Genomic DNA, 19526 nt, shown 5'->3' with positions numbered 1-19526 from the left:
CCCTCAGTCCGCGCGGCGCATGTCGGCGAGGCGCATCTCGTCGTTGGTGGCCGAGTCGGGCCGGTAGCGGACCTTCGGGGAGAGGGCCAGCAGGCCGGTCATGTTGGCCATGACGGCGTCCCGGACGACCTCGTCGTTCTGATGGGTGAACGCGTCCGCGAACGCCTGCTGCCGTTTCCCGCCCGAGGCGAGCTGCGCCTCCTCGATGAGCGTGTCCAGCGCGTCGGTGCCGTAGCTGCTCTGGGCTCCCTCACTGCCGTAGATCTGGCCCATCGTGAAGGCGGCGTCGCCCGCCTGGTTGCCGTGCTGGGCCTGGAGCAGGGTGGGGCCGGTGTCGCCGGCGGGGAAGGGGCGCAGCAGGTACTCCAGCCAGGCGTTGACGTCGAGCATCTTGATCCTGACCTTCAGTCCGGCCTTGATCAGACCGTCCTGGACGACCTCCATCGCCTCGGCGGCCTTCGGGTAGATGCCGTTGCGGCCGACGAGGGTGATGGTGGTGCCGGTGCGGGCTCCGTCGGCGCGGGCCTCGGCGACGAGTCTTCGGGCCCGTTCCGGGTCGTACGGCCATGGCTTGATGCGCGGGTTGTAGCCGGTCACGCCCTTCGACACGAGCTGCCCGCTGGGCCGGCCGGCGAAGACCGCGGTGACCAGCCCCTCCCGGTCGATCGCGTAGTTGACGGCCTGTCGGATCCGGAGGTCGTCCAGGGGCGGCTTGGTGGCGTCCATCCGCAGGTACGACACCTCGTTGGTGGCGAACTCGACCGCGCGGTCACCGGCCCCGTCCTCGGGGGCGAGCCCGATGGCGACGTCCGCCTCGTTGTTCGTCACCATGGCCGCGCGCACACTGCCCTCGGCGCGCCAGACGTAGGTGGCCGCGGCGAACTCGGGAGCCTTGCCCCAGTAGCCGGGGAAGCGTTTCAGTCTCAGGTGACGTCCCTGGTTCCAGTCGTCGATCCGGTAGGGCCCCGTGCCGACCGGCTCGCGCACCCGGGAGTCGGGGTCGGTGCTCGTCGGCACGATCTCGACGAAGGACAGGCGTAGCGGCAGGATCGGGTCGGGCTTCGCCGTGGTGACCCGGAGGGTGGTGTCGTCGAGGGGCGTGGCGGTGAGCTCGCTGTCCGCGAAGATGTAGCCGTCGACGTTGCAGTCGATGCCGGAATCCGTGGCGCGCTCGATGGAGAACGCGGCGGCGGCCGCCGTGAAGGGCGTCCTGTCGTGGAAGGTGACACCCCTGCGGAGGGTGAAGGTCCACGAAGTGGCCGAATCCCGGGTCCACTTGGTGGCGAGGGCGGGTTCCAGACGTCCGGTGGACGGTTCGCGCTCGGTGAGCGCCTCCGTGATGTTGGCCCGTGTGACCCGGCCCGTCGCGGTCAGCGAGGCGTCACAGGGTTCGAGAGTCGGCGGTTCCTCGGGCAGGACGATGCGCAGGGTGTCCGGACCGCCGCCGATGGGGTCGGCACCGGCCACCGAGCAGCCGGGGAGGGCGAGCAGGGCGGCGAGGGAGGCGACGATCGGACGACTGCGGGTGGTGCCTAAACCGGTCACTGCGCCTCCGTGCTCGCTCCGTACACAACAGAGAACGTTGTTTAGATATGTGGACGTTAGATGGATGGTCATTATTGGGGTGGCGAGGCGGAACGCGTCAAGGGGTGTGCGTCGGTTCCCAACTCGTCCCACCTCTTGACGTGTTGATTGCCGTCCTAAAACATTCGGGAAACTCGATTGGTTCTGCGCGGTTCTGTTCACTCCCGAAGGGAATCCATGTCCAGCAGACATCGCCTCGCCCCGGCCTTGGCGGTAGCCGTCCCCCTGGTACTCGGCGCGGGACTCGTGACCGCGCCTCCTGCCCCTGCCGCCGAACCGCCCGGCAGCGCGGTCACGGTAGGGATCGACCCGTCCTACCGGCAGCAGGAGTTCGAAGGGTGGGGGACGAGCCTCGTCTGGTTCGCCAACATCACGGGCCGCTACCCGGAACCCATCCGCCAGAAGCTCGCCGACATGCTGTTCGGCGAGGACGGCCTCCGCCTCAACATCGCGCGCTACAACATCGGCGGTGGCAACGCGCCCGACGTCCGCAAGGACTACATGAAGACCGGCGCGACGATGGACGGCTTCTGGAAGGCCCCGGCGGGCACCACCAGGGAGGACACCGACTGGTGGAACCCCGGCAACCCCGAGCACTGGGACTGGTCCGCCGACCCGGGGCAGCGCTGGTGGGTGGACCGGGTCAAGAGCAAGGTGACCAAGTGGGAGGCCTTCAGCAACTCGCCGCCCTGGTTCCAGACCGTCAGCGGCTATGTCTCGGGAGGCTTCGACGCCAACACCGACCAGATACGACCGGACCGCGTCGACGACTTCGCCACCTACCTGGTCAAGGTGACGGAGCAACTGGAGAAGAAGCACCGCATCAAGTTCGACACCCTCGCCCCGCTCAACGAGCCCAACACCAACTACTGGGGCACGCAGATCGGCCCCGACGGACAGCCCACCGGCGGCCGCCAGGAAGGCGCGCACGCCGGCCCGGAACTCCAGCAGAAGGTCGTACTGGCCCTGCGCCGCGCCCTCGACAAGGCGAAGACCCGCGCCACCGTCTCCGCCATGGACGAGACCAACCCGAGCACCTTCGTCCGCAACTGGAACGCCTACGACAGCTCCGCCCGCGCGGCCGTCGACCAGCTCAACGTGCACACCTACGGCACCGGCATGCGCACCAGCGCCCGCGACAGCGCCAAGGCCGCCGACCGGCCGTTCTGGATGAGCGAGGTGGAGGGCACCTGGGGGACCGGCACCGACTTCACCGGCATGGAGCCGGGACTCGGCATCGCCACCCGGGTCGTCGAGGACATCCGTGAACTGGAGCCGTCCGCCTGGGTGTTGTGGCAGCCGGTGGAGGACTCCATCCCGCAGGCGCAGGCGGGCAAGAACTGGGGCAGCATCCACATCCCGTTCAACTGCACCGCGAAGGACACCCTGGAGACCTGCCCGATCCGGGCCAACACCAAGTTCCACACCCTGCGCAACTTCACCCACCACATCCGCCCCGGCGACCACTTCGTGAAGGCCGACGACCCCTCCAGCGTCGCCGCCGTACGGAAGTCGGGACGCGGAGCGACCGTCGTGCACGTCAACAGCGGAACGGCCCCGCGCGCCGTGACCCTGGACCTCTCGCGCTTCGGACGCGTCGCATCCGGCGCCAAGGTGACCCCCGTCGTGACCAGTGCGGACGGCGCGCTCGTCCGCGGCGCCCCGATCAAGGTGAACGGCGCCTCCGCCACGGTGACCGTGCCGCCGAAGTCGGTCACGACCCTGCTCGTCGACGGTGTGTCGGGTGCCGCCAAGGACGCCGCGCTCGTCCAGCCCGGCCACGTCTACCGCCTTCAGGGAGCCCAGAGCGGCAAGTCCCTGGCCCCGTCCGCCGAAGGCAACGGCGTCGTCGTCCGTACGGCAGACCCGGCCGCCAAGTCCCAGCTGTGGTCCGTGAAGCAGCTGACCAGGGGCGACGGCAACCGTGAGCGCTACGCCCTCGTCAACGCCGCCACGGGCACGCGACTCGCCGTGCGCGACAACGAAGCGGTGCTGGAGGAGAGCGACACCCCGGCCGCCCAGTGGATCATGTCGACCACCGGGGACGGCACCTGGACCTTCGTCAACGCCGCCACGGGCCGCCTGCTCGACGTCGTCGGGCAGGCGACAGCGGACGGCGCCCGCGTATCGGCCTTCCTGCCCACCTCCAACGCCAACCAGCGGTGGGCCGTCACCGACGAGACAGTGCTCCGTACACAGCAGGCCAAGGCGTTCACCGTCCCCGGCCGCACGCCCGAACTGCCCGGGACCGTGACACCCGTCTACCGGGACGGCGCCCGGGGATCGCTCCCCGTGCAGTGGACGCTGCCCTCCGAGTCACGGTGGCGCAAGGCCGGAACCGTCCGGGTGAAGGGCCGGGCGACTGACGCGCTCGGCCGGACCGTCCGGGCCGAAGCGGTCGTCACCGTGGACACCGTAGCCTCGACGCTCCCGGCCCATGTCAAGACCTACACCGGCGGACGCCCCGACCTGCCCACCACGGTCACCGGCGTCGGACGGCACGGTGGAACGGCGGACCTCCCGGTCACCTGGGACCCCGCACCCGACGGTGCGTTCGACGACGCCGGGGTGGTGACCCTGCGCGGCACCGCCCAGGTCCCCGGCGGAACGACGGCAGCGGCGACCGTACGCGTCCAGGTCACCGCACCCCGGGAGACGAACACCGCGCCCGACGAAGGTGTGACGGTCGGCGCGACATACACCGAGAGCGGCTACTCCGCCGAGGGCCTGCGCGACGGAAACACGTCCGAGAAGGCCTGGTCGAACTGGAGATCAGGCACGAAGAACCCGTCCGACACCATCACCTTCATCCTCCCCGAGGCGCGCGATCTGACCCGGGTCGTGACCCACTTCCACCGTGACGGAGCCAACCTCAGCTTCGCGGAGTCCCTCAAGGTGCAGGTGCGCGGGGCCGACGGCACCTGGGCCGACGCGAGCGACGAGGTCGCCGTAGGCACCGAGGGCACGCCTGTGGTCGACGTCCCGGTGCGCGCCACCGGCCCGGTGACCGGGGTACGCGTGGCCATGACGGCACGCCCGGGCGGCTACATCACCCTCGGAGAGATCGAGCTGCGCGCCAAGGCGCCGGGGACCTCCTCGGACGCCGGGGCCGCCTCGGTCGAGGTCGACGGTGTGCCGGTCGGCGGCTTCGACCCGGACCGGACGAGCTACCGCGTGACCTCCGACCGCCCGGACCGGGCGAGGATCACCGCGACGTCCCGCGATCCGTACGCGACCGTGACCGTCCGCAAGGAGGCCGCACGCGAAGCCGTCGTGACCGTGAGCAGCGAGGACGGCTCGCAGACACGCGAGTACAGGATCGAGCTGACCCGCTCCTGACGCACGACGACGCGGGGCGTGCCGTCCTGGCACGCCCCGCGTCGTCGACCGGGATCAGACCGCCGGAGCCGGGTACGTCGGGTACTCCACGCCGGACACGTGCTGCACGACACGGATGACCTGGCACGAGTAGCCGAACTCGTTGTCGTACCAGAGGTAGAGGATCGCGTTGTCGCCCTCGACCTTGGTGGCGCCGGCGTCGACGATCGAGGCGTGGCGCGAGCCGATGAAGTCGCTGGAGACCGCGTCCGGGGCGCTGATGAAGTCGATCTGGCGCTTCAGCGGCGAGGTCAGGGAGACGTCACGGAGGTAGTCGAGAACCTCCTGGCGGGTGGTCTCGCGCGCGAGCTGCAGATTGAGGATCGCGATGGAGACGTCCGGCACCGGCACCCGGATGGAGCTGCCGGTGATCTTCGCCTTCAGTTCGGGCAGCGCCTTGGAGACGGCGGAGGCGGCACCGGTCTCGGTGATGACCATGTTGAGCGGCGCGGAACGGCCCCGGCGCTCGGACTTGTGGTAGTTGTCCAGCAGGTTCTGGTCGTTGGTGAACGAGTGGACGGTCTCCACGTGGCCCCGCGTGACGCCGAACTCGTCGTCCATCGCCTTCAGCGGCGGCACCAGCGCGTTCGTGGTGCACGACGCGCAGGACAGGATCCGCTCGTCCGGCTTGATCGTGTCGTGGTTGACGCCATGGACGATGTTCGGGACGTCGCCCTTGCCGGGCGCGGTCAGCACGACCTTGTCGATGCCCGGGCGCAGGTGCTCCGACAGGCCCTCGCGGTCGCGCCACTTGCCGGTGTTGTCGATGAGGATGGCGTCCTTGATGCCGTACGCCGTGTAGTCGACCTCGGACGGGTCGTTCGCGTAGATGACCTTGATCTCGTTGCCGTTGGCGACGATCGTGCTGTTCGCCTCGTCGACGGTGATCGTGCCCTGGAACTGGCCGTGGATGGAGTCGCGGCGCAGCAGCGAGGCACGCTTGACGATGTCCTGCTCTCCTCCGCCGCGCACGACGATGGCGCGCAGCCGCAGGCCGTTGCCCGAACCGGACTTCTCGATCAGCAGCCGGGCCACGAGCCGGCCGATGCGGCCGAACCCGTAGAGGACGACATCACGCCCCTCGCGGCGCTCGATCTTGTTGGCGCCGGTGGCACCGGCGACGGCCTCGGCGGTGAACTCGGCGACCGACAGACCGCGGTCGTCCTCGCGGTACGTCGCGGCGAGCATGCCGATGTCGATCTGGGACGGCCCGAGGTCGAGCTCGGCCAAGGTCTTCAGGAACGGCAGCGTCTCGGTGACGGAGAGCTCCGCCCCGGCGATCTGCCGGGCGAACCGGTGGGTCTTGAGGATGCTGACCACCGACTTGTTCACCAGGGAGCGGCTGTGCAGCAGGATCGTCACGTCCCGCTCCCGGTGCAGCTTCCCGATGATCGGGATCATCGACTCCGCGATCTCCTCGCGGTTCTTCCAGTTGGTGAACGAGTCGTCGTTGACAGTCACAGATCCATCTTTCGAGCTAGGCGGCGCTCATATGTTAAACCGTCGATTTTCCGATCATGAACGGGGTGCCTCCGGAACCTCCCGCGAGCCCCGGACGGCGTGGCCTGAGACGATCGAAACGGATCTTCCACGCGAAAGGGACGCTCATGGACTACGACGCCGTGGCCGACGAGCTGTACGCCCTGCGGCCGGAGGAGTTCACCGCGGCCCGCGCCTCGGCCGTCGCCGCCGCCCGTACCGCCGGTGACCGGGACCTCGCCGACCGGATCGGCGAGTTGCGCAAGCCCAGCCTCGCGGCCTGGGTCGGCAACCTCCTGGTCCGCAGCCTCCCCGGCGAGGTCGAGCCCCTGCTCCGCCTGGGGGAGGGCCTGCGGCAGGCCCACCACGACCTGGACGGCACACAGCTGCGTGAGCTGAGCCGGCAGCAGCACGCGGTCGTCCGCGCCCTGTCCGCGCAGGCCCGGCAGCTCGCCGCGGAGGCCGGCCATCCGATCGGCGACGGCGTGCAGCGCGAGGTCGAGACCACCCTGCACGCCGTCCTGGCCGACCCCGAGGCCGCCCGGGCCTGGGCGAGCGGCCGGCTGGTCAAGCCGCTGAGTGCCGCCGTCGGCTTTCCGGCCGTCGCGGAGCGTGCCGTCGCGGGGAGCGCCGAGGGGCGGAGTCACCCACCCGCCGCGGCGGCCCCTTCCCGCCCGGACCGGAAGGCCGACGGGCAGCAGCGGAAGCGAGTGGCCCAGGCCCGGCGGGAGGCCGAGGCCGCCGAGCGGGAGTTGCGGGCGCTTCAGGACGAGGCGGCGGCCGCCGGCCGGGCCGTGGACGAGGCGAAACAGCAGGTGGACCGCCTCCAGCTGCGCGTCGGCGAGCTCACCGAGGAACTGGACAGCGTCAGGGGCGAGCACCAGCAGGCCCGCTTTGCCCAGCGGACGGCCCGGGAACAGGCGCGTACGGCCGACCGCCGCGTCCGCGAAGCCGAGCGCAAGGCCGCGACGGCCGCCGCCCAGCTCGAACGCCTGACCTCGGCGAGCACCTGACAGCTGCCTGTGCTCAGCCGGGCACCCGGACCGCGTCGGACCGCCCGCTGACGCGGTCCCCGGGCGCGGGCGACGGCGCGATGGGCGGCACGTCGGCCCGGTGAGAGCGGGCGCGTGGCCGGGTTCGCCGCCGCGGGGCACGATCCGCCCGGGCCGTGGCCGAGGGAAGTGCGGAGGCGGCGAGGGACAGGGCGAACAGCAGCGGGACGAACCGCGCGGTGCGGGCAGGCACGCTGAGCCTCCGTCAGAGGGAGAGGGCGCCGGTGAGGAGGGCGCCGGCGGTCATCACCAGCGTGGTGGCGAAGGCCCAGCGGAAGATGAAGCGCTGGTGCTCGCCGAGCTGGACGCCGCTCATGCCGACCAGGATGAAGGTGGAGGCGGTGAGCGGGCTGAGCGGGAAACCCGTCGTCATCTGGCCGAGGATGGCGGCCCGGGCGACCTCGGCCGGGTCGGTGCCGAAGCCGTGCGCCGTCTCGGCGAGGACGGGCAGGACGCCGAAGTAGTAGGCGTCCGGGGGGAAGACGAGACTCAGCGGCATGCCGGTGACGGCCACCAGCACCGGCAGATGGCCGCCCAGGGAGTCCGGGATGACGGACACGAGCGCCTCGGCCATCTCGTCGATCATCCCGGTCCCGGTCAGGACCCCGGTGAGCACACCGGCCGCGAAGATCATCGTGGTGACGAGGACGACGTTCTTCGCGTGCTTGTCGAGCAGCGCCTGCTGCTGTTCCCACGTGGGGTGGTTGACCAGGAGGGCCACCGCGAACCCGAGGACGAACAGCACCGGCAGCGGCATGACCTCCAGGATCAGGGAGACGACGAGGACGACGGTCAGCAGCAGGTTGAAGACGGTCAGCCAGAGCCGCGGCGGTTCCGTCACCCGGACCGCGCCGGGGCCGTCGCCGGGCGCGGTGGCGGTCGTACGAGCCGGCTCGTCGGCGACTGCCTCCCGGCCCGGCACGGTGAGTGTGCCGAGACGCTGCCGTTCCCGGCGGCCGATCAGCCAGGCCGCCACCAGGACCCATGCGATGCCGAGGCCCATCGCGGGCAGCACAGGTGTGAAGACGTCCGAACTCTCCAGCTTCAGCGCCGCCATGGCACGCACCGTCGGCCCGCCCCAGGGAACCATGTTCATCACGCCGGCACCCAGGCAGACGACCCCGGACAGCACCAGCGGACTCATGCCCAGCTTGCGGTAGACGGGCAGCAGTGCCGAGACGGTGATGAGGAACGTCGAAGCCCCGTCGCCGTCCAGGGCCACGCACAGCGTCAGGACGGCCGTGGCGACGGTGATGCGCAGCGGATCGCCCTGCGCCGTCCGCAGCAGACCGCGGATCAGCGGATCGAACAGGCCCGCGTCCACCATGAGGCTGAAGTACAGCACGGCGAAAGCGATCATGATGCCGGTGGGCGCCACCTTCGACAGCCCGTCGAGCACCATCCCGCCCAGCTCTCCCGCGAAGCCGCCCGCCAGCGCCGCCAGCACCGGGAGCACCACCAGCGCGACCAGGACCGAGACGCGTCTGGTCATGGTGAGCAACAGGAACAGGGCGATCGTGGCGAAGCCCAGGGCTGCCTGCATGGTGACGCTCGCTTTCTCGGTGGCGGTCCCCGGCGGCGGAGAGGGGGGCGTACGGGGATAGCCGAGAGTGTCCGAGCGCCGGAAGAGCCATGTCCAGCATCAAACCGGGATCTGTTCATGCGATCCGCGCATCAATCGGCTCGCGCTGACGTACGCTTCCCGGCCATGGAAGCCACCTTGCGACAGCTCTCGGCGTACGCGGCCGTCGCCCGGGAGACGAGTTTCACCGCGGCCGCCGCCCGGTTGGGCGTCTCACAGTCGTCCCTCAGCCGCGCGGTCGCCGACCTGGAACGGCAGGTCGGCGCGCAACTCCTCGAACGAGACACCCGCAACGTGCAGTTGACCGCCGCCGGTACGGAAGCGCTGCGGATCGCCGAGCAGATCCTCAGCGCCCACCGGGCCGGGATGAAGGAACTGGACCGCTTCCTGCTCGGCGAGTCCGGCACCGTCGCCGTCGCCACCCTGCCCTCCGTCGCCGCGGTGCTGCTCCCGCAGGTCATCTCCGGCTTCCGGCAGGACCGGCCACGCGTGGCCGTACGTCTGCTGGACGGCCTGGAACGCGCGGTGCTGAACCGGGTCCTGTCCGGCGACGCCGACTTCGCGATCACCACGGTCGGCGTGCCCCCGGAGCGGCTGGAACACCGCCCCCTGGTCCGGGACCGCTTCGTCGCCGTCCTGCGCGAGGACCACGCGCTCGCGGAGCACGACGAGGTCGGATGGGCGGATCTGGCCCGAGAGCCGTTCCTCGCCGTCGGACGCGACTCGAGCGTGCGCCGACTGACCGATGCCGCGTTCGGCCAGGTCGACGCGCACGCCGTACCCGCGGCGGAGGCCGGCAGTGTCGCCACCGTGGGCGGACTGGTGGCCGCCGGCCTCGGCGTGAGCGCGCTGCCCGCCCTCGTCCTGCCCCTGCTGGGCACCGGCCCCTTCGTCTTCCGGCCGCTCGTCCACCCCGTCGTCGACCGGCGCCTCGACATCGCCCTGCGTGCACGGCGCACCCTCCCGTCCGTCACCGAGCGCTTCCTGGAGACGCTCGAGGACTTCCGCACCCAGGGCAGGGAACTGCCGCCCGGGGTGTCCTGGGCCTGATCCGCGGCGAAGGCCATTCATGCGCTTACCGCATGGATTGATGGCGCTCTTTTGCTGGACAGGCATTTCTGCGTCTCGGCAGTCTGAAGAACCAGCAGCTGAGCCGAGGGGACGCATCCGTGCCGGACAAGGACAAGCCGAACGCCACCGGGCAGGGACAGTTGCGCGGGCTGAAAGTGGTCGAGTTCGCCCATGTGGTGGCCGGCCCGCTCGCGGGCTCGATGCTCGCCGACCAGGGCGCGGACGTCGTCCACGTCGAACCCCCGGGCGCCGGCGACGCCGCCCGCGCGATGGGGCCCCGGCGCGACGGCGTTCCCCTGTGGTTCAAGGTCGCCGGTCGCAACAAGCGCTCCGTCACCCTCGACCTGCACCACGAGGCGGCTCGTGCGGTCGCCCACCGCCTCGTCGCCTGGGCGGACGTCGTCATCGTCACCCTGCGCGCCGGGCGGCTGCGCGACTGGGGCCTCGACTGGGAGGCCGTGCACCGGATCAACCCCCAGGCGGTCCTGTTGCAGATCTCCGGCTTCGGCGCCACCTCCAGCCAGGCCGACGCCCCCGGCTTCGGCAAGATGGGCGAGGCTCGCAGCGGCGTCGTCCACCTCACCGGTTCCCCCGACGGCCCGCCCGTCCACACCGGCTTCTCGCACGGCGACGCCGTGACCGGCCTGATGGGCGCCTACGCCGTCCTCGCCGCTCTCCACCGGCGGGACCACGACCCCGACTTCGACGGCGAGTGGATCGACCTCGCCCTGTTCGAGCCCCTCTTCCGGCTCGTCGAGTGGCAGGTCATCGTCCACGACCAGCTGGGCACGGTGCCGCAGCGCTCCGGCAACCAGCTGGCGGTCGCCCCCGCCGCGGTGATCAACACCTACCGCTCCCGCGACGAGCAGTGGATCACGGTGACCTCCGCGACCCTGCGCTCGGTACGCAACGTGGCCCGGCTGCTGGGCCTGCCGGAGGAGGAGTTCGCCACCTCGGAGCAACAGCACGCACGGCGCAAGGAGTTGGACGACGGTCTGCGGGCCTGGGTGGCGGAGCGCTCCGAGGCCGAGTGCCTGGAGGCGTTCGCCCGCGCCGAGGTCGTGGCCTCCCGGGTGTTCGACGCGGCCGACATCGCCGCCGACCCCGTCTACGCCGAGCGCGACGACATCGTCACCGTCGACGACCCCGACCTGGGCGAGGTACGCATGCAGGCGGTCATCCCGCACTTCCGGCAACACCCCGGCCGCATCTGGCGCACCGGCCCCGCACTCGGCCAGGACAACGACCTCGTGTACCGGGACTGGCTCGGACTGAGCGACGAGGAACTCGCGGCCCTGGAGAAGAACGATGCCGTCTGACGCCGGCACGCCCGCGAGCGGCGAGGCGCGCGCCACGGCACCCCTGCGCTCCCTGCTCTTCGTCCCCGGCCACCGCACCGACTGGCTCCCCAAGGCCCGCGCCGCCGGCGCCGACGCCGTCATCCTCGACCTGGAGGACGCGGTGCCAGCGGCCGACAAGCCGCTCGCCCGCGCCCGGGTGGCCGAGGCCCTGGCGGAGGCCGCCGCGGAACCGGCAGGGGCCATGCTTCTGTTCGTCCGGATCAACCCGCTCGACGGCTGGAGCGCCGCCGACGAACTGCGTGCCGTCGTACGCCCCGGATCGGCCGGGATCGTCCTGCCGAAGGTGCACACCGCCGCCGACGTACGGTTCGCCGACCGCCTGATCACCTGGTGCGAACAGGAACACGGCCTCCCCGTCGGCACGACGACCCTGGTCCCCCTGCTGGAGTCCGCCCGCGCCCTCCACGACGCCTATGACATCGCCGCCGCGGCGCCCCGGGTCGCCCATGCCGGTGCGCTGACCGCACCGGGCGGCGACGTGGAGCGCGCCGTCGGCTACCGCTGGAGCCCCCAGGGCACCGAGACCGTGGCGCTGCGCTCCCGCGTACTGCTCGACGTCCGTGCCGCCGGGGCGCCGTACCCGGTGACCGGACTGTGGACGCACCTCGCCGATCTGGCGGGCCTGCGCGCCTTCGCCGAGCAGAACCGCGCCCTCGGCTACGACGGCATGATGGCCATCCACCCGGCCCACATCCCCGTGATCAACGAGGTCTTCACCCCCACCCCCGAAGAACTCGACCGCTGCGCCCGCCTTGTCGCCGCCGTGGATTCGGCCCAGCGCACCGGCACCGGCGCGCTCACCTTCGAGGGCCAGATGGTCGACGAGGCCATGGCGGCGACGGCACGAGCGGTGCTGACACGCCACGGACAGGGCTGACACCCGCCGACGACGCCCCACGGCACAATCACTGTGACGGAGTTCACAAACCTGCGATGAGGCCCGCCATACAAGGCCTCACGAAGACGACACCAAAATTGAACCGTTCGTTTTCTTGAACCGCTCGTGTTTGTGCCGTTAGGTTGTCCGGCATGACCGCATCCCGGAACCCGACCACCGCCGAAGAGCTCCGCGGTGCCGGCCTGCGGGTGACGGCCGCCCGCGTCGCGCTGCTCGAGACCGTGCGGGACGGTGACCACCTCGGCGCCGAGGCGATCGCCTCCGAGGTCCGCGGCCGCGTCGGCCACATCTCCGTCCAAGCCGTGTACGAGGGACTCCATGCACTCACCGCGGCAGGACTCATACGCCGCCTCGACCCGCCGAACAGCCCGGCCCTCTACGAGGGACGGGTCGGCGACAACCACCACCACCTCGTCTGCCGATCGTGCGGAGCCGTCGCCGACGTCGACTGCGCGGTCGGCCACGCCCCCTGCCTGACCGCGTCCGACGACCGCGGCTTCGCCGTCGACGAGGCCGAGGTCATCTACTGGGGCCTGTGCCCCGCCTGCTCCACCGCACGCAGTTCCTGAGCGATGTGATCCACCCGAGCACTGTGATCCACCCGTCCGGAAGGATTTCCATGACTGAGAACCACGACGCGATCGTCACCGACCCGAAGTCGGAGGAGACGGGAGGCGGCTGCCCTGTCGCGCACGGCCGCGCGCTGCACCCGACCCAGGGCGGTGGCAACCGCCAGTGGTGGCCCGAGCGGCTCAACCTGAAGATCCTCGCCAAGAACCCCGAGGTGGCCAACCCCCTTGGCAAGGACTTCGACTACGCCGAGGCCTTCAAGAACCTCGACCTCGACGCCGTCAAACAGGACATCGCCGAGGTACTGACCACCTCGCAGGACTGGTGGCCCGCCGACTTCGGCAACTACGGCCCGCTGATGATCCGTATGGCCTGGCACAGTGCCGGCACCTACCGCATCAGCGACGGCCGCGGCGGCGCCGGCGCCGGCCAGCAGCGCTTCGCCCCGCTCAACAGCTGGCCGGACAACGGCAACCTCGACAAGGCCCGCCGTCTGCTGTGGCCGGTCAAGAAGAAGTACGGCCAGTCCATCTCCTGGGCCGACCTCCTGATCCTCACCGGCAACGTCGCCCTGGAGCAGATGGGCTTCGAGACCTTCGGCTTCGCCGGTGGCCGCGCCGACGTCTGGGAGGCCGAGGAGGACGTCTACTGGGGCCCCGAGACCACCTGGCTCGACGACAAGCGCTACACCGGCGACCGCGAGCTGGAGAACCCGCTCGGCGCGGTCCAGATGGGCCTCATCTACGTCAACCCCGAGGGCCCGAACGGCAACCCGGACCCGATCGCCGCGGCTCGCGACATCCGTGAGACGTTCGGCCGCATGGCGATGAACGACGAGGAGACCGTCGCCCTGATCGCCGGCGGCCACACCTTCGGCAAGACCCACGGTGCCGGCCCGGCCGACAACGTCGGCGCCGACCCCGAGGCCGCCACCATGGAGGAGCAGGGCCTGGGCTGGAGGAGCACCTACGGCACGGGCAAGGGCGGGGACGCCATCACCTCCGGCCTCGAGGTCACCTGGACCACGACCCCGACCCAGTGGAGCAACGGCTTCTTCAAGAACCTCTTCGAGTTCGAGTACGAGCTCGAGCAGAGCCCGGCCGGCGCCAACCAGTGGGTCGCCAAGGACGCCCCGGAGATCGTTCCGGACGCGCACGACTCGTCGAAGAAGCACCGCCCGAAGATGCTCACCACCGACCTGTCGCTGCGCTTCGACCCGATCTACGAGCCCATCTCCCGCCGGTTCTACGAGAACCCGCAGGAGTTCGCGGACGCCTTCGCCCGCGCCTGGTTCAAGCTGACCCACCGTGACATGGGCCCGAAGTCCCTGTACCTCGGCCCGGAGGTCCCGGAGGAGACCCTGATCTGGCAGGACCCGCTGCCCGAGGCCGAAGGCGAGACCATCGGCGCCGAGGACATCGAGACGCTGAAGACCAAGCTCCTCGAGTCGGGCCTGTCCGTCTCGCAGCTGGTGTCCACCGCGTGGGCCTCGGCATCCACCTTCCGCGGCAGCGACAAGCGCGGCGGTGCCAACGGCGCCCGCATCCGCCTGCAGCCGCAGCGCGGCTGGGAGGTCAACGAGCCCGACGAGCTGGCGCAGGTCCTGCGGGTCCTGGAAGGCATCCAGCAGGAGTTCAACTCCGGTGCAAAGAAGGTCTCCCTGGCCGACCTGATCGTCCTCGGCGGCTCCGCCGCCGTCGAGAAGGCCGCCAAGGAAGCCGGCTTCCAGGTGCAGGTTCCCTTCGCCGCGGGCCGCGTGGACGCGACGGAGGAGCACACCGACGCCGAGTCGTTCGAGGCGCTCGAGCCGACCGCCGACGGGTTCCGCAACTACCACGGCAAGGGCAACCGCCTGCCGGCCGAGTTCCTGCTGCTCGACAAGGCGAACCTGCTCACCCTGAGCGCCCCGGAGATGACGGCCCTGGTCGGTGGCCTGCGTGTGCTGGGCGCCAACTACCAGCAGTCCCCGCTCGGTGCCTTCACCAAGACGCCCGGCTCGCTGACCAACGACTTCTTCGTCAACCTGCTCGACCTGGGCACGACGTGGAAGTCGACCTCGGAGGACCAGACCACGTTCGAGGGCCGCGACGCCGCCACCGGCGAGGTCAAGTGGGCCGGCAGCCGTGCCGACCTGGTCTTCGGCTCGAACTCCGAGCTGCGGGCGCTCGCCGAGGTCTACGCGAGCGACGACGCGAAGGAGAAGTTCGTGAACGACTTCGTCGCCGCCTGGGTCAAGGTCATGAACCTGGACCGGTTCGACCTGGTCTGATCACCCCCGCCTGACAGGACGTCCGGGCCGGCCCGCAACGGCCGGCCCGGACGTCCTGCTTTTTTGTGAGGGCTTTTCCCTGAGAGACCGTCAAGAGCCGTTCAAGGTAAGAACATCACTTACCCAACTCTCACCATGAATCGGCAAGAATCGCGGCCGGGCCCGAACTCGGGCATACGTTCTGGTCGTGAACTCAGATGCCACTGCTCACAGAGGCGCCGGCCATGAACAGCACCTCGTCGCCGACGCCCGGACCGCCACAACGGTCCCCCTCCGTCGCAGCCTCCTGCGCACCGCGCTGACCGGAGCCGCGGCTCTCGGCGCGGGCCTGAGCGCCGCCCGGCCGGCCACCGCCGCCACCCGCGCCGCCCCCGCCCCCACCCACGGCACCCGCCCGCGGCCCGGCACACCGGACGAGGCCCTGAGGGAACTCGCGTCCGGAAACCGCCGCTGGCGCGCCTACCGAGAGCTCCACCCCCACGAAACCCCCGACCTCCGGCAGGAGCTGACCACAGCCCAGCACCCCTTCGCGGTCGTGCTCGGCTGCATCGACTCACGCGTGCCCCCGGAGCTGGTCTTCGACCAGGGGCTGGGCGACCTGATCACCGTGCGCAGCGCCGGCGAGGTCCTGGACGAGGCCGTGCTCGGCAGCATCGCCTACGGCGTCCTGGAGCTGGGGATACCGCTGGTCGTCGTGCTCGGCCACCAGTCGTGCGGCGCGGTGCGAGCCGCCGTGGAGGCCGACGAGTCGGGCGGGCATCTGCCCGACCACATCCAGTACCTGGCCGACGAGATACGCCCGGCCATAGACCACACCAAGGAGGGGGACGCGCGCATCGCCGCGACGGTGGACGCCAACATACGGCGCGTGCGCTCCCGGCTGGCCGCCGAGCCCGACCTCGCCGCCAGGATCAAGACCCGGCAACTCGCCGTCGTGGGTGCCCGCTACGACCTGACCAGCCAAGCGGTCCGCACCGTCACCTGACCCGCGCAGCAGCCCGGTGGGGCAGCGCGGGGCCCTTCCGTCCCGCGCTGCCCCACCCGGCCGTCATGCCGCCAAGGGATTGGAGCGTGCCGCCGCCAGCAGATACCAGGCGGTCGCCCCCGTGTGCCGGTACGGGTAGTAGCCGAAGCCGAACCCGGTGTCCAACGGACTGCTCGCGGACACCACTCCACAGCGCTCGGGAAGCGCCCTGCCGCCGACGGTCTGCCCGCCGCCCAGCAGATCCTGGGCCCGCTCGATCGAGACGATCAGGCGCCGGGCGCGTGCCTCGTCACCACGGTCCCGCCGGTCCCGCAGGGCGAGCGCGAGGTGAGCCGTCCCCTCGAACCACACGCCGTTGCGGTCAGGCCTGGGCTGGCCCTCGGCGATCGGCGCGTCCTCGTTCGCCACGAGGCTCGCCGAGCTGAAGGTGACCCCCTCGTACGACTGCCCCGCGGGCACCGTGCTGTTCCTGCGCCCGGCATGGTCCAGCACGGCCAGTCCGGCCGCGGCCCAGTCCAGCGAACGCGCGTAGCCACGGCCACCGGAGCCGAGCGCGAGATGGGTCCAGGTCTGTGTGTCCTCCGGAATCGGGGACTTGTTGACGGTCACACCGTCATTGGTGCCGGTGTAGAAGAAGCCCCCGGACGGCTCCCACATCCTTTGCACGAACGCCTCGGCCCGCCCGCGCCGCTTAAGCCACACCCGGTCCCCGGTGAGCCTGGCGAGCCTGCCGAAGAGACACGCCAGGTCCGTGTTGTGCTCGGTCGAAGTGAACGGCAGCTTCTGGTTCGCCCCGTCCACCCCGAACTTGTAGCCGCCCAGGGGCTCGTCGGTCCGGCCGGTGCGCTCGATCCACTCGCCGATCCGTACGGCACCGGCGAGGAAGCGGCGCGCTCGGGTACGGCGGGCGAGCGCGCTGAGCGCGATCCCCGCCCAGGCCATGTCGCCCACCGCCGTGCCGGTGAAGCCGAACTGCGTACCGACGTTGACGGTGCCGTCCGCCCGTACGAAGCCGTCCGGCTGCCGCGAGCCGTCGTAGAAGGTGTACGGCCCGACGTTGTAGGCCTGCCGGAGCCTGCCGTCGTCGTACGCCGGGTCGTGCGACTGGGCGTGGAGCAGGGCGTCACCCAACGCCGTTGCCCTGGTGAGAGCGCCCGCGGTCCGGGCCGCGAGGTGCGCCAGGATCGCCAGGGCGTTGTCGTAGGTGAACGCGGTGCTGAACAGGCCGGCCTGGTCGGTGTAGCTCTGGGTCAGGCGGATGCCGCCGTGGTCGGGATAGGCATCCATGGCCGCGGCGAGGAAGGCCCGTCCCCGATCCGGGGCCGATCCCAGGCCCGCGCCGGCCGAACCGGCCGCCATGGCCTGCCCGGTACCGGCCGCGGCAAGCCCCACGGCACTGATGCCGAGGCCGGCACCGATGAGCGAACGCCGGCTGAACGCCGGGCCTTGTCTGCCAGTCATGAATCTCCCTTGAGAGCGCTCTCAGCACTGCGCGCTCATTCTGCTGACGCCCTGAGGACGGGTCAACGCCCTGGCAGAAAAGGAGAGTTCCACGAGAAGTCGAACGACGGGTGGATCACTCGCACACGATCTCGTCACGCGGCGTGTAGTGCGTACGGTACGGCTCCCGCTTCACTTCCTTGCCGTCGCTGTAGAAGACCCGCTCCACGGTGACGTCGAACCCTTCGAGCGGCGTCTGCGGCACGCACTCCTTGTCGTCGCTCACCTTCTTCGACGGCTTCTTCACCTCGGTGCGCGGACCCTTGACCGACTTGATCTCGTCGTACGCACGGGTGCCGAGGAAGGAGACGGTCACGGACGTGTCCGTGGACTCGGCCTGGATGTAGATCGCCTTGCCGGAGTCGTTGGTGAATCTCAGGTCCAGGCTGCCCCAGGCGACCGTGGCCTCGCGGCCCTCCGGGTAACGCTCGATGTAGAAGGAGTGCGCGCCGTGCTCGACCGGCTTGACCCCGGCGAAGAACAGCGCGTTGTACATGGTCGTCGCGACGGCCGAGACGCCGCCACCGGACGCCTTCGTGAACTTGTCGTCGAGGATGATGATGCCCTCGACGAAGCCGTTCGCCTCGGTGCGCTCGCCGACGGTCCGGTTGAAGCTCCATGTCTCGTCCGGCTTGACGACGGAGCCGTTGATGAGTTCCACCGCCCGGCCGATGTTCTTCGTGCGGTACTCGGCCGGTTCGAAGTGGACGGTGAAGGAGGACATCTTCTCCGTCAGCCCCAGCTCCGGGGCGTTCTCCCGGGTCACCTCCGGCTGGGTCTCGCGTACGGCCACCTCGCCGCCGCGGTCGGCGCCCGATCGCGTGAGCAGCGGCAGCACCGCCTTGCCCAGCGCCTTGTCGGTGACCTCCCGGCCGACCCTGGCGTCCTCTTCGACCACGACCCTGTCGCCGTCGGACCCCAGTTTCGCGTTCTCTGCGGTGGTGGTGACGTCGTCCAGCGGGCCGGCCACGGCGGGGTCGGTGCGCAGCCCCTTGGCGTCGAGCTCCGGTCTCAGCCTGCCGCCGCCGTCCGGCCGCATGGCCAGATGCTCGCCCAGCACGTCCTGGCCGACCGTGAACCGCTTGCCGGCCGCGGTGAGGATGACGGGCGCCGACACGGCCGGCTCCGCGAACGTACGCACCGCCCGCCTGACCTCGTCGGTGGTGACCTTCGGCCGGGTCTCACGGGCGGGCAGCGACGTGACCGCGTCGGCGTCCCCGCGCAGGAAGGAGGCGCGCAGGGGACCGACCGCGGCGTTCACGTCCAGCGCGTACCCCGTGCGCGGCGCGACCTCCTCGACCCGTCCGCCATCGAAGGAGACGGCACCGTCACGGACCTTCTGGTCGAGCCCCTTCGCCAGCCGCCCGAGGGCCGCTCGGGCCTTGTCCTCGTCCAGGCGTACGACCGGCTCGATCACGCCGCCCGAACGGAAGAACCCGCCGAAAACGCTGAGCGGATCGGCACCGGTGCGTGCCGCCCGGTCGACGGTCTCCCGGACGTCGAAGGAGAGCCCGGCGCGCCGCGGATCGACCGTGCCCGTGCGCTCCCCGACCTTCACGGGCATCTCCCGCGCGCCGTCCGCGCCCAGGTGCCGCTCCAGCTTCCGCACCGCCTCGGCGCGGCTCAGCCCTCCGATCTCCACCCCGCGCACGGTCGTGCCGGTGTCGATCTCCCCGCCCGTGAGCATCAGCCCGGCGAGATACAGACCGCCGACCCCCACGGCCAGCGCGCCGCCGGCCAGGGCGAAGGGCTGGAGGGAGGTGATGCGCGGAAGGGAGGTTATTCGGGGGCGCATGG

14 protein-coding genes are annotated in these 19526 nt (G+C 70.8%); 8 read left to right on the top strand and 6 right to left on the bottom strand.

Annotated elements, in window-relative coordinates; genetic code table 11:
* Window positions 1–3: 3 nt before the first annotated feature.
* Window positions 4–1545: an ABC transporter substrate-binding protein gene (locus OG542_RS01305; RefSeq protein ID WP_328407427.1), complete on the bottom strand. Its 1542-nt coding sequence runs from the start codon at window positions 1543–1545 to the stop codon at window positions 4–6.
* A 216-nt stretch (window positions 1546–1761) separates the two neighbouring features.
* On the opposite strand from OG542_RS01305, the gene OG542_RS01300 reads away from it, so the two are divergent.
* On the top strand, window positions 1762–4923 hold the full coding sequence (locus tag OG542_RS01300; RefSeq protein WP_328407425.1) for an RICIN domain-containing protein: 3162 nt from the start codon (window positions 1762–1764) through the stop codon (window positions 4921–4923).
* A 54-nt stretch (window positions 4924–4977) separates the two neighbouring features.
* Here the strand turns inward: OG542_RS01300 and OG542_RS01295 are convergent, their stop codons facing one another.
* Entirely contained in the window at window positions 4978–6423 is a 1446-nt protein-coding gene (locus OG542_RS01295) for a glyceraldehyde-3-phosphate dehydrogenase (protein WP_328407424.1), read from the bottom strand.
* Window positions 6424–6569: 146 nt separating this feature from the next.
* Here OG542_RS01295 and OG542_RS01290 point away from each other — a divergent pair, with 146 nt between their 5' ends.
* Entirely contained in the window at window positions 6570–7454 is an 885-nt protein-coding gene (locus tag OG542_RS01290) for a hypothetical protein (RefSeq protein WP_328407422.1), read from the top strand.
* A 13-nt stretch (window positions 7455–7467) separates the two neighbouring features.
* Here OG542_RS01290 and OG542_RS01285 read toward each other — a convergent pair whose 3' ends face one another.
* A complete protein-coding gene (locus tag OG542_RS01285) occupies window positions 7468–7686 on the bottom strand; it encodes a hypothetical protein (protein WP_328407420.1) in 219 nt (72 codons plus the stop codon).
* A gap of 12 nt (window positions 7687–7698) precedes the next feature.
* A complete protein-coding gene (locus OG542_RS01280; protein WP_328407418.1) occupies window positions 7699–9036 on the bottom strand; it encodes a CitMHS family transporter in 1338 nt (445 codons plus the stop codon).
* Window positions 9037–9201: 165 nt separating this feature from the next.
* On the opposite strand from OG542_RS01280, the gene OG542_RS01275 reads away from it, so the two are divergent.
* The 6 genes from OG542_RS01275 to OG542_RS01250 all read left to right on the top strand — a co-directional run bounded on the left by OG542_RS01275 (window position 9202) and on the right by OG542_RS01250 (window position 16229).
* On the top strand, window positions 9202–10125 hold the full coding sequence (locus OG542_RS01275) for a LysR family transcriptional regulator (protein WP_328407416.1): 924 nt from the start codon (window positions 9202–9204) through the stop codon (window positions 10123–10125).
* Between the two features lie 119 nt (window positions 10126–10244).
* Window positions 10245–11465, top strand: coding sequence for a CaiB/BaiF CoA transferase family protein (locus tag OG542_RS01270; RefSeq protein WP_328407414.1), 1221 nt, complete (start codon window positions 10245–10247; stop codon window positions 11463–11465).
* Window positions 11455–12384, top strand: a complete 930-nt coding sequence (locus OG542_RS01265; RefSeq protein ID WP_328407412.1) for an HpcH/HpaI aldolase/citrate lyase family protein — start codon at window positions 11455–11457, stop codon at window positions 12382–12384. Before OG542_RS01270 ends, OG542_RS01265 begins: the two co-directional genes overlap by 11 nt.
* 152 nt (window positions 12385–12536) lie before the next feature.
* Window positions 12537–12974 carry a Fur family transcriptional regulator gene (locus OG542_RS01260; RefSeq protein ID WP_184586573.1) on the top strand — a complete coding sequence of 146 codons (438 nt, stop codon included), beginning with the start codon at window positions 12537–12539 and terminating at the stop codon, window positions 12972–12974.
* A 50-nt stretch (window positions 12975–13024) separates the two neighbouring features.
* Window positions 13025–15244, top strand: coding sequence for a catalase/peroxidase HPI (gene katG, locus OG542_RS01255; protein ID WP_328407410.1), 2220 nt, complete (start codon window positions 13025–13027; stop codon window positions 15242–15244).
* 187 nt (window positions 15245–15431) lie between these two features.
* Window positions 15432–16229: a carbonic anhydrase gene (locus OG542_RS01250; RefSeq protein ID WP_328407408.1), complete on the top strand. Its 798-nt coding sequence runs from the start codon at window positions 15432–15434 to the stop codon at window positions 16227–16229.
* A gap of 63 nt (window positions 16230–16292) precedes the next feature.
* On the opposite strand, the gene OG542_RS01245 is transcribed toward OG542_RS01250, so the two are convergent.
* Window positions 16293–17690: a Tat pathway signal sequence domain protein gene (locus tag OG542_RS01245; protein ID WP_328407404.1), complete on the bottom strand. Its 1398-nt coding sequence runs from the start codon at window positions 17688–17690 to the stop codon at window positions 16293–16295.
* Between the two features lie 115 nt (window positions 17691–17805).
* Window positions 17806–19524: a VanW family protein gene (locus OG542_RS01240; protein ID WP_328407402.1), complete on the bottom strand. Its 1719-nt coding sequence runs from the start codon at window positions 19522–19524 to the stop codon at window positions 17806–17808.
* Between the last annotated feature and the right edge of the window lie 2 nt (window positions 19525–19526).

It is taken from the genome of Streptomyces violaceus (genome assembly GCF_036014075.1).
GTDB classification, from domain to species: Bacteria; Actinomycetota; Actinomycetes; order Streptomycetales; family Streptomycetaceae; genus Streptomyces; species Streptomyces violaceus.
Note: the sequence above shows the minus strand (reverse complement) of the source record. Positions and strands in the feature narration are given on the sequence as shown.

Bases quoted from the DNA above. Each gene is read 5' to 3' on its own strand.
- OG542_RS01245 (WP_328407404.1), bottom strand. From the start codon at position 17,690: ATGACTGGCAGACAAGGCCCGGCGTTCAGCCGGCGTTCGCTCATCGGT.
- OG542_RS01290 (WP_328407422.1), top strand. From the start codon at position 6,570: ATGGACTACGACGCCGTGGCCGACGAGCTGTACGCCCTGCGGCCGGAG.
- katG (WP_328407410.1), top strand. From the start codon at position 13,025: ATGACTGAGAACCACGACGCGATCGTCACCGACCCGAAGTCGGAGGAG.
- OG542_RS01300 (WP_328407425.1), top strand. From the start codon at position 1,762: ATGTCCAGCAGACATCGCCTCGCCCCGGCCTTGGCGGTAGCCGTCCCC.
- OG542_RS01260 (WP_184586573.1), top strand. From the start codon at position 12,537: ATGACCGCATCCCGGAACCCGACCACCGCCGAAGAGCTCCGCGGTGCC.
- OG542_RS01240 (WP_328407402.1), bottom strand. From the start codon at position 19,524: ATGCGCCCCCGAATAACCTCCCTTCCGCGCATCACCTCCCTCCAGCCC.
- OG542_RS01275 (WP_328407416.1), top strand. From the start codon at position 9,202: ATGGAAGCCACCTTGCGACAGCTCTCGGCGTACGCGGCCGTCGCCCGG.
- OG542_RS01280 (WP_328407418.1), bottom strand. From the start codon at position 9,036: ATGCAGGCAGCCCTGGGCTTCGCCACGATCGCCCTGTTCCTGTTGCTC.
- OG542_RS01265 (WP_328407412.1), top strand. From the start codon at position 11,455: ATGCCGTCTGACGCCGGCACGCCCGCGAGCGGCGAGGCGCGCGCCACG.